Genomic DNA, 19,399 nt, shown 5'->3' on the forward strand with positions numbered 1-19,399 from the left:
AAACGAACATGAAAAATTTTAACAGAGATATATTTTTGATAGGTTTTATGGGTACTGGGAAGTCTGCCATTTCAAGTCAATTAGGAGAAATGATGGCGCTGGAAGTGTTGGATACAGATGCTTTGATCGTAAACAGTACTGGGATGAGTATTCCGGAGATTTTTGAAAGAAAAGGACAGGATTATTTCAGGACACAGGAGACTGAAATACTTCAAAAAATATCGAAGACTAAAAGGCATGTTATTTCCTGTGGCGGAGGGGTTGTCTTAAAAGCCGAAAATATTGAGATCATGAAGAAAGCGGGGAAGATCATTCTCTTGACTGCAAGTGCAGAAACGATTTATCAGAGAGTTAAAAATGATGAGCAAAGACCGCTGCTTAAAGGGAACCTGAATGCGGAGTACATAAACGAATTAATGGGAAAAAGACAGGCGGCATATCATGAAGCGGCCGATATTATAATCGAAACCGATCATAAAAACATGGCAGAAATTTGCAGCGAAATAATTACAAAGCTTGAAATTTTGGAGGGTACTGAATGATAACATATAGGAATGATATTGCAGTGGATGATTACTTACGGCTGCGTGACGCAGTAGAATGGAAGAAGGTTCCCAGGGAGCAGGCGGAAAAAGCACTGGCAGGTTCCGTTTACATGCTGGTGGCCTATGATGACGAAAAGGCTGTGGGCATGGCCCGAGTCGTGGGAGACGGCGCTTACATGGCGTTAATTGTAGATGTAATCGTTCATCCGGATTATCAAAAGATGAAAATCGGATCTTATATCATAAATAATATCATGAATACGCTGGAGTCGTCCATCAAGGGTGATGACATTATGATGATCAATCTGATGTCTCTGCAGGGCAAAGAAACTTTTTACGAACAATTTGGACTATCAGCCCGGCCGAATGACAACATGGGTCCAGGCATGACTAAATGGCTCAATGTGAAATGAAATGATGCGATATACATAAGGGCAGAAGAGGGCAGAAGCCATAAAATTGGCTTCTGCTTTTACGTTTTTTGCAGATTGCGGTGGACTATATTTAATATTTGCGCCAGCTCTCCGGCCTCTATTTGCCCGGGGGCAGAAGCTTTTTGTACAGAGCCGAAGGTGATGGCGGAGCCAAAGTATTCTCCGCATATTCTGCTGAGACTGCCCAGTTCAGACATGGACATGGTAACGACAGGCACTTTTGCGTGTTTTTCATTCATTTCCAGCGTGGTATCAAGGAGCGTCAGAAGGTCGCGGGTCGTTTTAGGCATGACCGCAAGTTTAACCATATCGGCTCCCTGCTCCTGCATCTGACAGAGCCGTGACAGCATCTCACTTTTGGGCGGAGTGCCCGTGAAATCGTGATTGGAAGCGATGACTTTCACCTGATTCCTATGTGCTTCTGAAATCATGGACGGAGTAAAAGCAGTACAGAGAAAGGCTTCTATGTCAATTAAGTCGATGCAGCCTGTTTCTTCGGCTGTTTTGTTTAACTCAGCATAGGATTTCGGTTCCAGCTGTCTTTCCCCGCCTTCTTTTGCAGTTCTAAAGGTAAAAAGGATCGGCATATTTTTTAGTAGCTTTCGAAGCTTAAAAAGTGTATCCGTAACTCGTTCAGGATCCATGACCTCTTGGAAAAAGTCTGCTCGCCATTCGATCAGGTCAATGGGAAGAGTCCGAAGCATATCTGCATTCGCAAGGATTTCCTCTTCTGTCTTGTCTACGATAGGCACACAAAGCTTGGGCCTGCCCTCGCCGATAATCAGATTTCGGATTTGAATTGTTTTCATAGTTAAGATCTGCTCCTTTAACAGTTGGTACAGTAGGCTGCTGCTTTCAAAAAAATTACCAGTTAGCTTATGAAAACAGTTCTTTCAGTTCATTAATGATACGTTGATTTTGTGAGTCAAATCCGTCCCGGCCTGTAAAATATACGGCGGCAGCGGTAGCTTGGGCTACCAGCATAGCCAGACCGCTGGCGTAAGGAATATTTAATTCTTCTGCCTGACGGAGAAGCTTTGTGTAATATGGATTATATATTACGTCAAAAACACCGCAGCAGTTTGGAAATTCTCTTAAATCGATTGGGCGAGCCTCTGTGTTCGGCCACATACCTACAGGGGTAGCGTTTATGATGATTTCTACATCGGACTGAGCAGCCAGATCTTTGTAATTCAATGTGGTGCAGTGGATGGAAGCATAAGGGGCAGCCTCTGATTCGGCGTGGAGTGTCTCAACGATTGGAGCGTCGACCTTTCTGGAGGCGATAAGAATCTCTTTGGCTCCTTGATCCCAAACAGCTCTTCGGATGGTCTTACAAGTTGCACCGTCTCCCAGAATCAATATTTTTTTATCTCGGATTGGTATTCCGGCCTGTTCCACTGCATAGAGAAAGCCTGTGTAATCCGTATTTGTTCCCCAAAGCCGTCCGGCGTTATCAAAGTAAAGTGTATTGACCGCACCTATTTTCTGTGCCAGAGGGGATATAAAGTCACAATAAGGAATAACGGTCTGCTTGTATGGTATGGTAACGCTGAGCCCGTCAAAATCTCTCTTTTTTAGAAGTACATCTAATTCTTCCCGTGTAAGGGGAATTAGATCATAGGAATAGGCTCCCAGCTTTTCGTGTATTATTTTTGAATAGCTGTGCCCAAGTTTTTCTCCGATTAATCCGTACATGGCAATCCCTCCAATATTTAATATTTAAAATTAATTTTCAATATAATTTCCAAGGAAGACAAAAACCTCCGGCTGAGAGGACAGTTCACAGAGCAGGCTGACTACTTCAGGAGAACATAAGGAAGCCTCCATATCAAAGTAGAACATAAATTCAAAATCACTTCCCGGTATAGGTCTGGACTCTAATTTTGTTAAATTCAAGCCCAAGCTTGAAAATTTGGCTATCATATTGTATAAAGACGATGGACGATGCGGGACTGACAGCATCAAGCTCAGCTTATTGGCACCGGGGTATATTTCAAGATTTTTAGAGATACAGATGAAGCGGGTGTAATTGTTATCACTGAGCTGAATATCGTCTGAAAGAATGTGAAGCCCATAGATTCCGGCACATTCTCCGGAGGAAATGGCGGCAATATCTGTGCGGCCGCTTTTAGCCACCCATTCCGCCGCCATGGCAGTGTTAGAACAGGTGGTTATTTTAACATTTTTAAGGCTCTCAATGAATTGGGAGCATTGACCTAAAGCCTGATCGTGGGAGATGATCTCTTTGACGTCTTTTATCTCCACACCGGGTTTTGCCAGCAGCTTATGGGATATCCGCAGTTTAAGAGCCTTGGCAATATAGAAGTGATGATTTTTCATCAGGTCATACACGGGACCTACGGATCCATAGGAGCTGTTTTCAATAGGCAGAACCCCATACTGGCACAGACCTTTATTCACCGCATTAAAAACACTGTCCCAATTATTAAAATACATAACAGAGGGAAATTCGAAAATCTTTTCCGCAGCAAGCTGGGAGTAAGAACCCTCAATTCCCTGACATGCAACCACGGCTCTCTTTGGGAAAAGAGCCGGAGTGTTGGTCATAGCGGTTTCGATCTGCCGCTTTAAAGGAGCTTCCGCATACAGAAAGCGCGTTTGATAAGAACGGCTGACATCGAATAACGTGTTATACAGAATGCGCATATATCGTTCCAGGGTTTCGCCTGCCTGATCGGAAACTCTGGTCAGAATCTCCTTTTCCCGCTTTGTATTTAATAAAGCCGTGCCGGAAGCCTTTTTTTCTTTGGCTACTTTTTCAGCAATATTCATGCGCTTTACAAACAAATCTGCAAGCTCCGTATCAATCTGGTCTATCTCATCTCTTAAATTTTCTAAAGTCATGTCGTTCCCTCTTCCTTTATAATATATAAGCGTTGCAGTAATTTCAATATAAAAATTTATCACATTCCAGTAAAAGATCTAAGAGGCCTACTGCCATAGCAGCCTCTACTACAGGAACGGCTCGTATGGCAACACAGGGATCGTGTCTGCCCGTAATGTGCATCGTCTCGTTGGTCTTATTGCAAAGGCTTACGGAATGCTGTTCTTTTGCAATGGAAGGCGTAGGTTTAAAGGCAAGTCTGCAGATAAGCGGCATTCCTGATGAAATCCCGCCCAGAATGCCTCCATGGTGGTTTGTAATGGTTTTTACCCGGTCTCCGTCCATCGTGAACGCATCATTATTTTGAGAACCTCTCAAAGAAGCACAGTCAAATCCGTTGCCGAATTCAACACCTTTTACCGCCGGAATGCCAAAAAAAATCTGAGAAAGATGCCCTTCTAAGCCGTCGTACATGGGACCGCCGACACCGGGAGGAAGTCCCAGCGCACAGCATTCCACCATACCTCCTACCGAATCCCCTTCGGACATAGCGGCTCGGATTGCTTCCTCCATAGCATGTCCCTTGCTTTCGTTCAGCACAGGTAAGGAATGGCTCCGAACAACAGCAAAATCATTTGTCTGAACCTGCACCGGATCAAAAGGAGTATCCTGCACCTTTTCTATGGAATAAAGGTGTGCGCCGATGGAGATGCCCCGGTCTTCCAGAAGCTGAAGAGCGATAGCTCCCGCAATGCAGAGCGGGGCGGTCATTCTCGCCGAAAAAGGGCCGCCGCCGGCCATATTTATCGTACCGCCGTATTTTACTGCGGCGGTATAGTCTGCATGAGCAGGCCTGGGAATGTCCTGATGGGCGGCATAATCGCCAGATCGGGTATTTGTATTTCGTATGAGGAAAGTCAAAGGCTCCGAAGTGGTTTTGCCATCCAAAAGACCGGACAAGACCTCCGGCTCATCCGGTTCCTTTCGAGGGGTGGTAAAAATGCTGTTTCCAGGTGCCCTTCGGGCCAGGAACCGTCTGATTTGATCCAGATCGATGGGAATGCCGTCAGGAAGCCCGCTCATCGTTACGCCAATGTGCGGTTCGTGTGAACCGCCGAAAATCGTAACCTTCAAGTTCTTTCCGAAGGAAGAAGAAACTGTCTTATATGTTTTTTTTGTTTTGCTTGTATCAGAGAACATGGAATTCACCTCCTAAACGGGTAAAGTCCTCAAAGAACTTTGGATAGGATTTATCGGCCGCTTCTGCCCCCAGTATGATGACCGGTTCTGTGCATAGAATGGAAGCGATGGCAGCGGACATGACAATCCGGTGGTCGTTATGTCCGTTTACCGTACCCCCCCTTAACTTTCCGGTACCGTTTATGACAAGCCCTTCCGGAAGTTCTGTAATATCCCCTCCTAATGAGCCGATCAGCTCGTGCACGGTGGCCAGTCGGTCACTTTCCTTTATTCGAAGCCTGCCCGCATGGGTGATTTCTGTGATGCCCTCCCGGGAAGCGGCCAGAACTGCCAATATGGGAACCAGATCCGGAACTTCGGAAGCATCAAAGACAAGCTTTTCTTTGCTCTTTTTTGTTTGACGAACAGCTCGCACAAAGGAAAGGATCGCCTTATCCCCTTGAGCTGAGTTTTTGTTTAAATTCAGGCAGGAAACAGAAGGTTCGGAAGTCCTTTGTGAGAAAGAGGACAGCGCATCTGCCACAATCCAGAACGCTCCGTTGGACCAGTCTCCTTCGGCCGTCACCTCGCCCGGGGACTTGTATTTCTGATTCCCTTTGATAACAAAGGAATAAAGGGTTTCTTGTTCCCTCTTGGGATTCTTAGAAAATTCCTGCCGGATGCGAATGCCGAAACATTCTAAAACCTCTAGCGTGAGCCGTACATATCCCGATGATTCCAGCTTGGAAGTAAGGGTAATGCTGCTGTCCTCTTTCAGTAAAGGCAGGGCAAACAGCAGACCGGTAATATATTGGGAACTCACATTCCCCGGAAGCTGAAAGGCACCGCCTTTTAATCTGCCCGTCCCCGTATAGATGAGTGTAGATCCGTCGAAAGGAGGAAAAGAAATATCTGTTTCTGTAGTAAAGGTGCATCCGTGTGCTTCCAGTTCTTCCTTGAGAGGAGAAAGCGGTCTTTCGGGAAGTCTTCCGGAACCGAAAAAAGAAGCTTGATTTTTTAAGGCCATAGCTATGGGCAGCAAGAACCGCAAAGTAGAACCGCTTTCGTGACAGTCCAGTACAGGCGATTCATCGCTTAATTGCATTAAACAATTTTGCGTGGCTTCCAAATCCTGATTCATATCAGAAATGTGAACCTGACAAGGCTCTTCACACAGAGAAGCTGCGATCATCAGCCGGTGAGCGTGAGACTTGGAGCTTATGGAAGGGATGCGGCCTTTCAAAGGCTTTGGTGTAATTTGTATATTCATGTTTTTTTCTCCGGTTGCCAAAATAAAAAAGAAATAGGTTTATAAGCCTGCTTTTATAAAAGCTTCTAAATTGGAAATATCTGTTTTCTTTAAATAACAATGTCCTATATATTCGGGCAGAACTAATGTGATGCTCTTTCCGGCGCGCTTCTTATCTTTCAGTGCGGCACGGGTCAACTCCTCTGCCGTATAAGGGCAGGTAACGGGAAAATTAAATGTCTTTAATATTTCCTCGATGGCAGAAAAGCAATCTGTTTTGCAGAGCCCAAAGGTATGGGCTGCTTTGGAGATGATGAGCATCCCCATGGCGACCGCATGGCCGTGGGTAACCGTATAACCGCTGCACTTTTCAATCGCATGACCCACGGTATGCCCAAAATTGAGCAGCTGGCGAATCCCGGTATCCTGTTCATCTTCCATGACAAGATCCCGTTTGATTTGGACGCATTGTTTTACGACCTCAATAACCGCATCCGAATGATCGGGTTTCTCATTCACCAAAGGTTCGGAAAAGAGCCGTTGATTGTGCAGCAGGAGCAGTTCAAATAGTTCCAGGCTGATAATAACACCATATTTCACAGCTTCCGCAACGCCGTCCAGAAAAATTTCGTAGGACAGAGTGGAGAAGGTGTCGCAGTCGCATAAGACCAGAGATGGCTGCCAAAAGGCTCCCGTCAGATTTTTCCCCGCATGAAGATTGACCCCGGTCTTTCCGCCTACGGAAGAGTCCACCGCAGCTAAGAAGGTCGTGGGAATCTGTATGAACTGGATTCCCCGCAGGAAAATGGCGGCGGCAAATCCGGCGATGTCTCCCGTAATCCCGCCGCCCAAAGCGACGATCCCATCGCTTCGGGTAAATTCATTTTCAGCCATATATTCTAAAATATTGTGAACGGTCTCCATGTTCTTGGAGTTCTCGCCTGCCTTAAAAACAAATGTATGGACGTCAAAGCCGGCATCAGAAAGAGCCTGAGAGACCGTGTCCTTGTAAAGCTCGGAAACCACATCGTCTGTTATGATACAGAGCTTACAAGTGGGGAGGATTTCCGAAATATACATTCCCGCATCTTTTAACAAATTTCTTCCGATATAGATGTCATATGTTCTTGAAGCCTTTACCTGAATCTTTTCCATTAGAATTTCTCTCCGTCTATTATCATTTTGCGTTCTTTACCTTCCTTTAAAAGTGTGCAAAGGGCAGCTGCATTTTTTTCCTTTATAGCAGTGCTGTATTGCTGAAGCCGCTGGATAATACCATCAATTTCTTCTGCTAAGAATAAGTTGTTGTCCAGAAAAAGCTCTGACCACATGTTTTCGTTCAATTTGGCTACCCGGGTCAGATCCTTATAGCTGCCGGCAGAAAAGCCTTTATGTTCCAGAGCAGAAGGGCTCTTGATATAAGCATTGGAAACCACATGAGCCAGCTGGGAAGTAAAGGCGATTACCCGGTCGTGCTCTTCGGGAGTAGATATTTGGGTATTGGTAAAGCCAATACTTTCGGAAAGAACCTTTATTTTCTGAACATCTTCAATTCGCGTTCCCTTTGCAGGAGTCAGGATCATGGAAGCATTATTGAACAAGGCTTTTTTTGCGTGGGTAAATCCTGCATGGGCAACACCTGCCATAGGGTGACCGCCCATAAAGATAAAACCATTTTCTTTTGCCACAGGTTCAAGAGCCTGGCAGATGACCTGCTTGACGCCGCAGCAGTCAAGTACAATGGAGCCTTTTTTTATGCTGTCCGCGTGTGCTTTTACAAAGTCTATGGTATCCTGCGGATAAAGAGCCACGATTAACAAGTCGCAGGATGGGATAAGTTCTTCGGTAAGGGGTTCGTCAACCGCTCCTATTAAAATGGCTTTTTTAATGATTGTATCTTGAAGGTCATGGCCGAAAACCGTATGCGGTGTATTTTGTTTGATTGCCTTTGCCATAGAACCGCCGATCAGGCCCAGGCCGATAATTCCAATATTCATCTATTGTTCCCCCTTAAAACTGTATGGCAGGATCGCCCGTACTGCATCGGCAACATCTTTAAATGCTTCCGGTGTCAGCGACTGGGCTCCGTCACAAAGTGCATGCTCCGGGTCGTTGTGAACTTCTATCATTAACCCGTCCGCGCCGCAGGCGGCGGCGGCAAGTGCCATAGGCTTTACTAATTTTGCAATGCCTGTGGCATGGCTGGGATCTACGATAATAGGCAGATGCGTCATGGATTTTAAAAGGGGAATGCTGGCCAGATCCAGCGTATTTCTTGTGGCAGTCTCAAAGGTACGGATTCCTCTTTCACAGAGGATGACATTTTCGTTTCCGCCGGCCATGATGTATTCCGCACTCATGAGAAATTCCTGTAAAGTGCTGGAAAGCCCTCTTTTTAAAAGAATCGGTTTCCTCAAAGTACCCAGTTCTTTTAAAAGCTCAAAGTTCTGCATATTTCTGGCACCGACCTGTATCACATCCACGTCCTCAAACAGCGGAAGATGTGAAATATCCATGACTTCGGTTACAATAGGAAGCCCCGACACCTTTTTTGCTTCCAGAAGAAGATGAATGCCTTCTTCTCTCATGCCTTGAAACGCATAAGGGGACGTCCTCGGCTTAAATGCGCCTCCCCGATATAAGGCGGCGCCGGATTCTTTTACAGACAGCGCCACTTGGCAGATCTGCTCCTTGGATTCCACCGAGCAGGGACCGGCTATCATTTGAAAATTTCCTCCTCCGATTTTTACTCCGGCCACATCTACCACAGTAGGGTCCGGATGGAATTTTCGATTGGCATTTTTATAAGGCTCCTGTATCCTTTTTACTGTTTCTACGATATCCAGTGCGTTGATCAGCTCCATATCGACTCCGGAGGTATCTCCTATTAGTCCGATAAGGGTCGTATTGGCACCCTCGCTCATATGAATACCAAGATTCATGCTTTTGAGCCAGGATAAGAGATTATCCAATTGTTTCTGATTCGGGTTGCTTTTTAAAATAATTACCATATTGCTATCCTCCAACAATCTTCTGTAAACTAAAAAGTCCGCAGATGAATTTCATCTGCGGACTCTAATTCCTGTGTTTATTTGTTTAACAGCTTGTTATGCCGCTAAATCAGAGTGTCCATATTTGCAGAGAAATTCAAATAAGCCTTACTTTTAAAATAAGTAAAGCTAAAGTATAAATATTCAACTGCCCAATTAATAACATTTTTCATGGACTTACCCTTTCATTTTTGTTCATATTCACTAAAAAACTGTGATAATATGTCTGATTATACAACAGAAGTAACAGGTTGTAAAGATATTTTTAGATTTTATCTTTTTTTGTTTATTGACGATTCCAAGGCATAAAATATATAATCTAAAATAAGGGATGAAAAGGTATATTTAGTTTGAAAGGTAACAAAGTGATGTCATATAAAAAAAGGCATACATATGTGGCTGTCATAATTATTTCGATAATTATTTTCAGCAGCTTTATACCATATACCTCCTATGCAGAAGGGAAAAAACAGGCGGATATAATTAAAGTTGGATATTTCCAGCTGGAGGGGTTTAATGATGTTTCCCGAGATGGGCATTTCAGTGGATATGGGTACGAATACTTAATGGAAATCGCCAAATATACAGGGTGGGATTATGATTTTGTATATAAGGTGAGGGATCCCGCTACGGGTGATGAGCACAGGATGACTTACGAAGAAGCCCTTAAGATGCTGGAAGAAGGTCAGGTAGATATCGTTTGCAATGTGGAAAAAACAGAACAGACGGAACGTGCTTTTCTCTTTCCGGCATTCTCTCTTGAAGAGGATTACGGGGTTCTCTCTGTAAGGCGAGAGGATGTAAAATACAGCCGAAAAAATCTGCACACCTTGGATGGAATCACGATTGGCGTATGGTCTGGCAGTACTCGAAACGAGGAAATCAAGACCTATCTAACGGCCAATCACATTCCTTTTAAGCTGGTGGCTTTCTCTACCGCAGAGGAAATAAAAAAAGCATTGGCCGAAACAAAAACAGTGGATGCCATTTATACAAATAATATCCGGTGTCAGGAAGGAGAACGGACGCTTCTCCGATTGAAGCCCGGTTCTTTTTATGCGGTTACAAATAAGCAGAAGCAAGAGCTGTGCGATCAGCTGGATGGGGCCTTAGAAGAAATAACCGGGAAACATCCGCAGTTCGCGGCGGAGCTATACAAGAAATATTACAGCTGTTTAAAAGAAGAACCTATTGTATGGACACCGGAAGAATGGGAATATATGAAACAGAATCCGGTCATCGATGTCGGAATCGATGCAGCTTTTATTCCCATCGAGTATTATGATAAAGACGAGCGTAAGGCTTCCGGTATCGCAGGAGATGTCCTGGACCATATAACGGCTGTGACAGGTCTGACCTTTAACAGTATACCGTATGACAGATACCGGGACATCTGGAAGGAGACTGACAAAGATAAGGTTCAGCTTATTTCTACCTTTGGCGCCGATTATCAGTGGGCTTCGGCACATCATGTGCGGCTGACCTCGGCCTATTTAAATATACCGGTCAGCGTGGTCTCACAGTATTACATAAAGGATTACACCCTTCCAAATCTCAAGGTGGCGGTAGTAAAAGGCTATTTTTTAACGGACAAAATTCACAAGACTATGAAGTATGACCATTTGGTCTATTGCAATAGCTTAAAAGACTGCGTGGCGGCCGTCAATAAGGGGACCGCAGATATTACATATATTCCTACGTACAGTGCGGATTATTTCGGCTCTCATGCAAGATATACCCGAATAAGAACATATGCCGTACCGGATTTTAATTATAAGGTCTGTTTTGCCGTGCCGGATGACAAGGATATCCGATTATATCAGATCATCAATAAAGCGATCAATAACATACCGCAGAATGAAATTGATAAAATAGTCTTTGATAATATTTTATTTGACGGAAGTCAGGACGGATATTTTGATTACGTTTATAAATATCCGATATTTACTCTGGCTGTGATTTGTTTGCTATGGATGGGCATACTTCTGGTGATTTATCGCAACAGAAAACTGGAACGAACAGTAAAAAAGGAATTGCAGTTAAATGATGAAAAAATTCATATTGCTTTAGCTCAGACAAATATGATCGTATGGGAATTTGATCTGGTCAATAAATGTATCGTCCGGACAAAAGGAACGAAAAGCTGGATAGGTATGAAGGATAAAATGGACAATGTTCCTCAGAGCCTGATCGAATCCGGATATGTTCATCCTGATTCTGCCGATGCGTTCGTGAAAATGTTTCAGGATATCTTGGCAGGCGCAAAAGTGGCGTCCGGCTTATTTAAGCTGAAGAAAAGGGAAAGGGACGGAGGATGGGCAGGCCAGTATATCTGGGAAGAAATTAAAATGACCAATCTTTTTGATGAGGACGGAAAAGCTATCCGCGCAGTAGGATTAGCCGAAGATGTAACAGACAAAATCAATGAAGAACTGAGATTAAAAGATAAGGCATCAAGAGACGCATTAACCAATCTTTTAAACAGAACCTCTTTTCAGGCCTATGTGCAAGACTTTTTACAAAAAGAATATCAAAAGGAGTCCATCAGTGCGCTGATTATATTGGATACAGATGATTTTAAAAGAGCGAATGATACCCACGGCCATTTCTATGGAGACGAAGTCCTGAAAAGTATTGCTTTGAAGCTGACAAAGCTGTTCCGGACAGAAGATCTTGTAGGGAGGCTGGGCGGAGATGAATTTATTATCTTCATGAAAAATGCCGGCTCCTTTGAAAACGTGGAGAAAAAGGCAAAACAAATTTGTAACAGTCTGGTCTTTGAAAAGGATAGCCTGGTCACCACTTGCTCCGCCGGAATAGCCATTGTGCCGAACGGCTATGTAAATTATGATCTGCTCTATAAATATGCGGATGAAGCCATGTACGAGGCAAAAAAATGCGGAAAGTGCAGATATGTGATTTATGATGCCAGCCAGATTGGGTAAAGGGCAAAGTTTACTTGAAAACAGAACATTTGTTTGCATTCTGCTTGACTTAAAGGGAGTAAGATGTTAATATATTTTCATAACTTATTTGGAGGGTATTTATGGAATATGTAATCGATAAAAGTCAAGTACACGCCATCATGGAAAAGAGAAATATCAGGACACAATCAAATTTAGCAGAGCGTCTGGGTATAACAAAGAATCAATTATCCGTCATTTTATCGGAAAAAAGTAACCCTTTGAAGAGTAATTATCAGAAATTATGTGATGTTCTTGAGGTAGAGCCAATGGATATTATTATACCCAAAGCGAAACTTGACAAGGCTCAAAAAGATAAAGTAGTATCAGAGAGTCAATTAGACGATGTGGATGTCAGATATATCAAGGGGAAAAGGCCTTATCATTCAGTGGAGCTTTTCGCCGGAGCCGGAGGCTTAGCTTTAGGCTTAGAAATGGCAGGATTTCAGGCAGAAGGCTTGGTAGAAATCGATAAGTATGCGGCACAGACATTAAGACAAAATCGTCCGGAATGGAATGTCATTGAGGATGATATTATTAAGGTATCAGAAAGCGGGATTAGGAATTATTTACCAAAGAACTGTGAAATTGATTTTGTTTCCGGAGGGTATCCTTGTCAGGCATTTAGTTATGCAGGGCATAAATTAGGATTAGATGATGTGCGAGGAACCATGTTCTTCTATTTTGCAAAAATAATTAAAGATTTAAATCCAAAGGTGTTCTTAGCGGAAAACGTGAAGGGGTTGACGACACACGATAATGGAAAAACACTGCAAACGATGCTAGGTATTTATGAGAGCATGAATTACCATGTAACCTGGAATATTTTAAAGGCAAATAATTACGGTGTTGCTCAAAAGCGAGAAAGGGTAGTCATCATAGGCATCCGCAATGATATTGATATTCCGTATCGTTTACCAAAAGAATATGATTATAAACCAGTTCTGCGGGATGTATTACAAAATGTGCCCGAATCAATAGGAGAAAAATATCCTGAGAAAAAACGTAAGGTTTTGGAGCTAGTCCCTGCGGGTGGTTACTGGAGAGATTTACCGGAAGATATAGCAAAAGAGTATATGGGAAAAAGTTATTATTCCGGTGGAGGAAGAACCGGTATGGCAAGAAGGATTTCATGGGATGAACCAAGCTTGACTCTCACTTGCAGCCCTGCACAAAAACAAACAGAAAGATGTCATCCGGAAGAAACCCGACCGTTTAATGTCCGGGAATACGCCAGAATTCAAAGCTTTCCAGACGAATGGAGTTTTTCCGGATCCATGGGACAACAGTATAAGCAGATTGGAAATGCAGTCCCGGTGGAGTTTGCAAAGGCCGTGGGATTATCCATAATAGATGTATTAAATAAAGCAGAGAGTTAAATCTCTGCTTTTTCGATTTCATCTGCCAGTTTATTAATAACCGTATTCAGTAATTCACGACCGTCATATTCGGAAGCAACCTCATCAATGGCAGCGGTCAATTCTTTATAAAAGCTACTGTCTCCAGTCAATCGATACCAAAAATCTTGACCGATGTATACAGGATAATCTTTCTTGATCTTTTTATAATGACCACTTAGATCTTTCTCTTCCCCATAAAAAACGCCAACAATTAAATCATTAAAACCTATATTCAGGTTATTTGTCCTTGCCAGATTCTTTACACCAATGAAATGGTCTGAAATGGTCTTCACATCATCTTTATTAATGGTATTGGGGCCTGCTTTGATCTGGCAGTACTTTCTTCTTCCATCAATAAAGTCTTCAAATTCAATGTCGATACCTGAGGTGGTAGACGCATATCCTGACAAAATATCACTGCAGAATTTTTGAAGATTTGTTCCAAAGGTCGTATTAATGGATGAGCCCAGTGTTCTTGCATAAATCAGTGCGGTCGCCTTGCTTTTAGCAGAACTATCCCCTAAAAGAAAGTTAGCTTTGTAATTGTCTAAAAAAGGATTCAGATTAAATTCTTTTAAATGCTCAAGCTTTAAAGTATTTTTGCGATGGTTCTCTGCAATTTCTTCACGAAAGAATTTCTTCCATTTTTGAATTATTTCCGCTTTATGTTTGCGTGCAGAAATAATATTCTCAAGGGCATCTTTGCCTAAACGTTTATATAATTCAAATTCTGAAACACTAAGACCAAGCAAATTGTAATCGACAGAGGTTTCACTTTCATATATAAGAGAAACTTGTTTGGTAAATTCGTCATAGGTTATTTCTTCATTTATATATTTGTCAAAAAAAGTATCGTTCATAGTGCCCCCCGCCGTATATAAAATTTATGTATATTATACTGTAGATAACAGGAAAAGTAAAATCTATTATAAACTTATAAAGGTAAAAGCGACAAAAAAACTGCTGTCTGCCGAATACAGAAAGCAGTTTTTCGATTAGGAGATTAGAATACTTCGCCTTCACCCCTGCGGAGGACTGGTTATTTCCCCATGCAGAGCCGCCAGTGCCGCGGATATGGGAGACGCTAAGTAGATTTCTACTTTTGATGTTCCCATCCTGCCGAGGAAATTGCGGTTGTTTGTTGCCACGACCCGTTCTCCGTCGGACAGAATACCCCCTGTACGGCCGCAGCAAAGCCCGCAGCCCGGGTGTGTAATAATTGCTCCGGCCGCAGCCAGAGTTTCTAGGATGCCGGCTCGTGTGGCTTCCATAAAAACCTTGCGGCTGGCGGGCGTAACAATTAATTTCACGAAAGGTGAGATAGTCTTCCCTTCGAGAATTTTGGCGGCAGCTTCCAGATCTTCCAAACGGCCGTTGGTACAGGAACCGATAAAGACTTGATCAATTTGGATTCCCGCAAGCTGAGCCACAGGCTTGATATGATCCACCTGCGAAGGGCAGGCCATGACCGGAACAAAATCTTCCGCCCTGTAGTTTATAGTTTTATAATAGACGGCGTCTCCATCCCCTTTCAGTGAGGTTTCCTGCTCAGTCAGCTTGATCTGACAATACTCTGCCGTTTTTTCATCCGGTGTGAACAAAGCACATTTTGCACCGGCTTCAACAGCCATATTGGACATGGTCATGCGGCTGGCAACTGTCATCTCTTCAACGGCACTGCCGGTAAATTCCAAGGCCTTGTAAGTGGCTCCGTCCGCCCCTAAATCGCCGATCAGGGTTAAAATAATATCTTTAGAAGTCACATTTTCGGGAAGAGTTCCCTCTATGTTTACCTGAATGGTTTCCGGAACCTTGATCCACATAGTTCCGGTTCCTAAAATACTGGCCATTTCTGTATAGCCGATTCCGGAAGAAAAGGCACCTACACAGCCATAAGTAGTAGTATGGCTGTCCGTTCCGAACACTACGTCACCCGGTTTCACATAACCGGCCTCGGTCATAAGCTGATGACAGATTCCGTCCGAACGGTGCACATGCGTCATACCATATTTCTTCGCAAACGCATCTCCGATCTTAAAGTGTCTCACATCATCCTGCTGACTGGCAGGAACCAGATGGTCATAGATCAATACGACTCTATCCGGATTCCAAAGCTTTGAAAAGCCCATTTCTTCAAACTTCTCAGCCACAAAGGGAATAAATATATCATGAATCATAACACGATCTACTTGAACCGTGACAATATCTCCCGCCTGAACCGGTGCAGAAATATTACGGCTTACTAATTTTTCTATAAATGTCTGTCCCACAGTGTTCCTCCTTACTCAAGCGGTTCCAAACCATTGCGTTTTCGCATGGCCGCTACCAGTCCCCCCGCCTGCAGGATATCCAGTAAATTCTGCGGCAAGGAAGCAATCGGATATTCCTTGCCGTTACATTTTATATAATGATTTACGCATACCTCGATTTCCTGCCCTTCTGTCACTGCGTCGTGAATAAAAGGGTTTTCAATCAGCAACAGTCCGTTGTTAATCGCATTTCTGAAAAAAATGCGGGCAAAGGACTTTGCGATGACACATTTTATATGCAGAGCCTTTATAATCTCCGGAGCCTGCTCCCGGGAAGAGCCGCAGCCAAAATTTTTTCCGGCTACGATAACGTCACCTTCTTTAATTTGTCCGGCAAGCTCCGGGCGTAGGGGGGAAAAGGCGTATTGTTTCATATCATCAATGGTTTTCAGTGCCAGATAATCCGTAGGAATAATAATATCCGTATCAATATCGTCTCCTAAAACCCATACTCTGCTTTTAAACGTTTCCATACTGACCACTCCTTTAAAGTCTTAAGATTTTTATTTATCGTTTATTGCAATTAGAAACTGATACTGTTATTCCAGTTCATTTTCTGTGGCAATGACTCCTTTAATCGCGGAAGCGGTTACAGTGGCTGCCGAACCAAGATATACCTTAGAGGAAGGATGTCCGGCCCGGCCTTTGAAGTTTCTGGTTCCTGTGCTGATCAGCACTTCATTTTCGCCGATAACGCCCTGACAGCTGCCCCAGCATACACTGCAGTTGGCATTCATGACAATAGCTCCTGCTTCCATAAAGATCTCAATTAATCCTTCTTCGAGGGACTGTATATAGACCTCGTTGCTGGCGGGAACGATGAGGAAGCGAACGGTGTCAGCCACCCTGCGCCCCTTCAGCAGTCTCGCTGCAACCCGCATTTCATCAATCCGTCCGTTATTACAAGAACCTAAAAAGGCTTCATCAATTTTAATGCCGCAAGCCTCTCTTGCAGGGATGACATCATCTACAAAGTCAGGTCTTGCAACAATTGGTTCTATTTTATCTAAATCAAAGGTATATTCCTTGAAATAATGTGCATCCGGATCACTCCTAAAGACATGCTTCGGTTCGCGGCCGCGTTCTTTTAGCCAAGCAAGAGCTGTTTCGTCGGCCTCAAAGACCGCAGATTTTGCACCGGCTTCTACAGCCAGATTGCATAAGACCATTCGGTCGTTCACACTGAGAGCCTTAGCACCATCCCCGGTAAATTCCATCACCTGATAATTCACGCCGTTGGCACCGATCTGACCAATAATGTGGAGCATTAAATCTCTGGGATAAACGCCTTTTCTCAAGCGTCCTGTCAAATTAAATTTTACGGTTTCAGGAACGAGAAGCCAAGAAGTGCCCGTGACCATTCCATATAAGAAATCCGTACAGCCAACGCCGGTTCCAAAAGCACCGAGAGCACCATAGGTGCAGGTATGGCTGTCTGCTCCGAAGATTAGTTCTCCCGGACAGACATAGTGCTCCATCATGATTTGATGGCAGACACCTTTTCCCTCCCAAAAGTCAATGTGATGCTCTTTGGCAAAATCCCGCATTTTCTTCTGGGAAGCGGCGGTTTTCGGATTATCCGCAGGGACATTATGGTCTACGATAAAAATGAGTTTTTTCGGATCCGCAATAGAAGGGTTCTTAATCTGCTGATGATACATATCAATGGTCAAATGCGTGGTTCCGTCATTGCTCATCATACGGTCAAGAGTAACCGTATGGATGTCTCCCGGCTTTACGGTTTCCACACCTGCTGCGGAAGCAATTATTTTTTCTGCAATAGTCATTCCCATATTACTGTTTACCTCCATCTTTTGAAACGGCAGGAGAAGCTGTTTCTGCTTCGTTCAGGGAAGCAATCAAACCGCCCTTATCGAGAATTGCCTGCATGTAGGGGGGCAGTTTGGTACACGAATACTCCCTGCCGCCGGTCTTGATGATTCCTTCCGATAAAAACAATTCCATGGTATCACCGGTAGAAACCTGATCGGGTAAGTCCTTGCAAATAATGACAGGAAGTCCGATGTTAATAGAATTTCTGTAAAAAATACGAGCAAAGGATTTCGCTACAACGCCTTTTACCCCCAGCGCTTTTAAAACGCCGGGTGCCTGCTCTCTGGAAGAGCCGCAGCCAAAATTTTCACCGCCTACTACGAAGTCGCCGGGCTGAACTTTTTTTGAAAAGTCTGCGTCAAGCGATTCAAAGGCATGTGCCTTCATTTCATCGATAGAAGGTAATAATAAATATTGTGAAGCAATGATCTGATCCGTATCCAAATCATTGTGAAATTTAAAGATAGCACCCATAAGGCAATCCCTCCTTTTTGTTAAATACCGGCTGATTCCGACTATTTTATCACAGCAGTCACTAAATCGCCGGCTTCTTTTGTACCGACGGCTTTTGTTCCTTCCGTATAAAGATCGGGTGTTCTATAGCCATCTGCAAGAACCTTTTTGACCGCCGTTTCGATGTCATCTGCTTCGGCAGAAAGTCCGAAGGTATATCGGAGCATCATAGCGGCAGAAAGAATCGTTGCCATGGGGTTTGCTTTATTCTGCCCGGCAATATCCGGAGCAGAACCGTGTACCGGTTCGTACATGCCGAAGTTGCCTTTCGCAAGGCTGGCCGACGGGAGCATACCAATAGAGCCTGTGATCATGCTGGCTTCGTCGGAAAGAATGTCTCCGAAAATGTTGCTGGTCACGATCACATCAAACTGCTTGGGATTGCGGACCATCTGCATGGTGGCGTTGTCAATATACAGATTATCTAATGTGACTTCCGGATAATCCACAGAGACTTCCGCTACGATTCTTCTCCAAAGTCTGGAGCTTTCCAGCACATTGGCTTTATCCACACTGGTTACTTTCTTATTTCTTTTCATAGCCATGTCAAATGCGACGATAGCAATTCTTCGCACCTCTTCTTCGGCGTACTGCTCAATATCGTAAGCGGCAGGGCCTAAATCCGTGTCCTTAAAGCCTTTTTCCCCAAAGTAAATACCTCCGGTGAGTTCTCGAACGACCACCAGATCAAGCCCGCCTTCAACGATTTCAGGTTTGAGCGGGCAGGCGTCTGCCAGCTCGTCAAAGAGCAGAGCCGGCCGCAGGTTGGCAAACAGACCCAGTTCTTTTCTTAAGCCGAGTAAAGCTCTTTCCGGTCTTTGGTCTCCCGGCAGCGTATCCCACTGCCAGCCCCCTACCGCACCTAAAAGTACGGCACCGCTGGCTTTGCAGATATCAATAGTTTCCTGCGGAAGACAGCCGCCCGTTTCGTCAATCGCGCAGCCTCCTGCCAAAACCTTCGTATATTCAAATTTGTGACCGTATTTTTCTCCGATTTTATCTAAAACCTTGACGGTCTCGGCAACCACTTCCGGTCCGATTCCATCCCCTGGTATTAATGCAATTTTATAGTTCAT

Annotated in this window: 18 protein-coding genes; 4 read left to right on the forward strand and 14 right to left on the reverse strand. The window is 44.0% G+C overall.

Features of this window, described 5'->3' with window-relative positions:
• Nucleotides 1-8: 8 nt before the first annotated feature.
• Both EQM06_RS00300 and EQM06_RS00305 read left to right on the forward strand, forming a co-directional pair.
• Nucleotides 9-542 (forward strand): shikimate kinase, encoded by a 534-nt coding sequence (locus EQM06_RS00300; protein WP_128744442.1) that lies wholly within the window; start codon nucleotides 9-11, stop codon nucleotides 540-542.
• A complete protein-coding gene (locus tag EQM06_RS00305) occupies nucleotides 539-958 on the forward strand; it encodes a GNAT family N-acetyltransferase (protein WP_128744443.1) in 420 nt (139 codons plus the stop codon). Before EQM06_RS00300 ends, EQM06_RS00305 begins: the two co-directional genes overlap by 4 nt.
• Before the next feature lie 59 nt (nucleotides 959-1,017).
• Here the strand turns inward: EQM06_RS00305 and aroD are convergent, their stop codons facing one another.
• The 8 genes from aroD to aroF form a co-directional block, all read right to left on the reverse strand.
• Entirely contained in the window at nucleotides 1,018-1,788 is a 771-nt protein-coding gene (aroD, locus tag EQM06_RS00310) for a type I 3-dehydroquinate dehydratase (protein ID WP_128744444.1), read from the reverse strand.
• A gap of 67 nt (nucleotides 1,789-1,855) precedes the next feature.
• Nucleotides 1,856-2,677 (reverse strand): shikimate dehydrogenase family protein, encoded by an 822-nt coding sequence (locus EQM06_RS00315; protein ID WP_128744445.1) that lies wholly within the window; start codon nucleotides 2,675-2,677, stop codon nucleotides 1,856-1,858.
• Between the two features lie 30 nt (nucleotides 2,678-2,707).
• Nucleotides 2,708-3,847, reverse strand: coding sequence for a bifunctional chorismate mutase/prephenate dehydratase (locus tag EQM06_RS00320; protein WP_128744446.1), 1,140 nt, complete (start codon nucleotides 3,845-3,847; stop codon nucleotides 2,708-2,710).
• Between the two features lie 43 nt (nucleotides 3,848-3,890).
• On the reverse strand, nucleotides 3,891-5,027 hold the full coding sequence (gene aroC / locus EQM06_RS00325) for a chorismate synthase (protein WP_128744447.1): 1,137 nt from the start codon (nucleotides 5,025-5,027) through the stop codon (nucleotides 3,891-3,893).
• A complete protein-coding gene (locus EQM06_RS00330) occupies nucleotides 5,017-6,276 on the reverse strand; it encodes a 3-phosphoshikimate 1-carboxyvinyltransferase (protein ID WP_128744448.1) in 1,260 nt (419 codons plus the stop codon). Before EQM06_RS00330 ends, aroC begins: the two co-directional genes overlap by 11 nt.
• Before the next feature lie 39 nt (nucleotides 6,277-6,315).
• Complete coding sequence (gene aroB / locus EQM06_RS00335; protein ID WP_128744449.1) at nucleotides 6,316-7,410, reverse strand: 3-dehydroquinate synthase; 1,095 nt, start codon at nucleotides 7,408-7,410, stop codon at nucleotides 6,316-6,318.
• A complete protein-coding gene (locus EQM06_RS00340) occupies nucleotides 7,410-8,252 on the reverse strand; it encodes a prephenate dehydrogenase (RefSeq protein ID WP_128744450.1) in 843 nt (280 codons plus the stop codon). Before EQM06_RS00340 ends, aroB begins: the two co-directional genes overlap by 1 nt.
• Entirely contained in the window at nucleotides 8,253-9,266 is a 1,014-nt protein-coding gene (gene aroF / locus EQM06_RS00345; protein WP_128744451.1) for a 3-deoxy-7-phosphoheptulonate synthase, read from the reverse strand.
• A gap of 407 nt (nucleotides 9,267-9,673) precedes the next feature.
• Here aroF and EQM06_RS00350 point away from each other — a divergent pair, with 407 nt between their 5' ends.
• Nucleotides 9,674-12,250 (forward strand): transporter substrate-binding domain-containing diguanylate cyclase, encoded by a 2,577-nt coding sequence (locus tag EQM06_RS00350; protein WP_128744452.1) that lies wholly within the window; start codon nucleotides 9,674-9,676, stop codon nucleotides 12,248-12,250.
• Nucleotides 12,251-12,351: 101 nt separating this feature from the next.
• Nucleotides 12,352-13,647 (forward strand): DNA (cytosine-5-)-methyltransferase, encoded by a 1,296-nt coding sequence (gene dcm, locus EQM06_RS00355; protein ID WP_230974981.1) that lies wholly within the window; start codon nucleotides 12,352-12,354, stop codon nucleotides 13,645-13,647.
• On the opposite strand, the gene EQM06_RS00360 is transcribed toward dcm, so the two are convergent.
• The 6 genes from EQM06_RS00360 to leuB all read right to left on the reverse strand — a co-directional run bounded on the left by EQM06_RS00360 (nucleotide 13,644) and on the right by leuB (nucleotide 19,399).
• On the reverse strand, nucleotides 13,644-14,528 hold the full coding sequence (locus EQM06_RS00360; RefSeq protein WP_128744453.1) for a PmeII family type II restriction endonuclease: 885 nt from the start codon (nucleotides 14,526-14,528) through the stop codon (nucleotides 13,644-13,646). The genes dcm and EQM06_RS00360 overlap by 4 nt on opposite strands.
• 159 nt (nucleotides 14,529-14,687) lie before the next feature.
• On the reverse strand, nucleotides 14,688-15,938 hold the full coding sequence (locus tag EQM06_RS00365; RefSeq protein WP_128744454.1) for a 3-isopropylmalate dehydratase large subunit: 1,251 nt from the start codon (nucleotides 15,936-15,938) through the stop codon (nucleotides 14,688-14,690).
• Between the two features lie 11 nt (nucleotides 15,939-15,949).
• Complete coding sequence (locus EQM06_RS00370; RefSeq protein WP_128744455.1) at nucleotides 15,950-16,450, reverse strand: LeuD/DmdB family oxidoreductase small subunit; 501 nt, start codon at nucleotides 16,448-16,450, stop codon at nucleotides 15,950-15,952.
• A gap of 66 nt (nucleotides 16,451-16,516) precedes the next feature.
• Nucleotides 16,517-17,770 carry a 3-isopropylmalate dehydratase large subunit gene (locus EQM06_RS00375; protein WP_128744456.1) on the reverse strand — a complete coding sequence of 418 codons (1,254 nt, stop codon included), beginning with the start codon at nucleotides 17,768-17,770 and terminating at the stop codon, nucleotides 16,517-16,519.
• A 1-nt stretch (nucleotide 17,771) separates the two neighbouring features.
• Complete coding sequence (locus EQM06_RS00380) at nucleotides 17,772-18,284, reverse strand: LeuD/DmdB family oxidoreductase small subunit (RefSeq protein ID WP_128744457.1); 513 nt, start codon at nucleotides 18,282-18,284, stop codon at nucleotides 17,772-17,774.
• Between the two features lie 41 nt (nucleotides 18,285-18,325).
• Entirely contained in the window at nucleotides 18,326-19,399 is a 1,074-nt protein-coding gene (gene leuB, locus EQM06_RS00385; RefSeq protein ID WP_128744458.1) for a 3-isopropylmalate dehydrogenase, read from the reverse strand.

Origin of the sequence: Aminipila luticellarii (assembly GCF_004103735.1) — a bacterium.
In the GTDB taxonomy this organism is placed as follows: Bacteria; Bacillota; Clostridia; order Peptostreptococcales; family Anaerovoracaceae; genus Aminipila; species Aminipila luticellarii.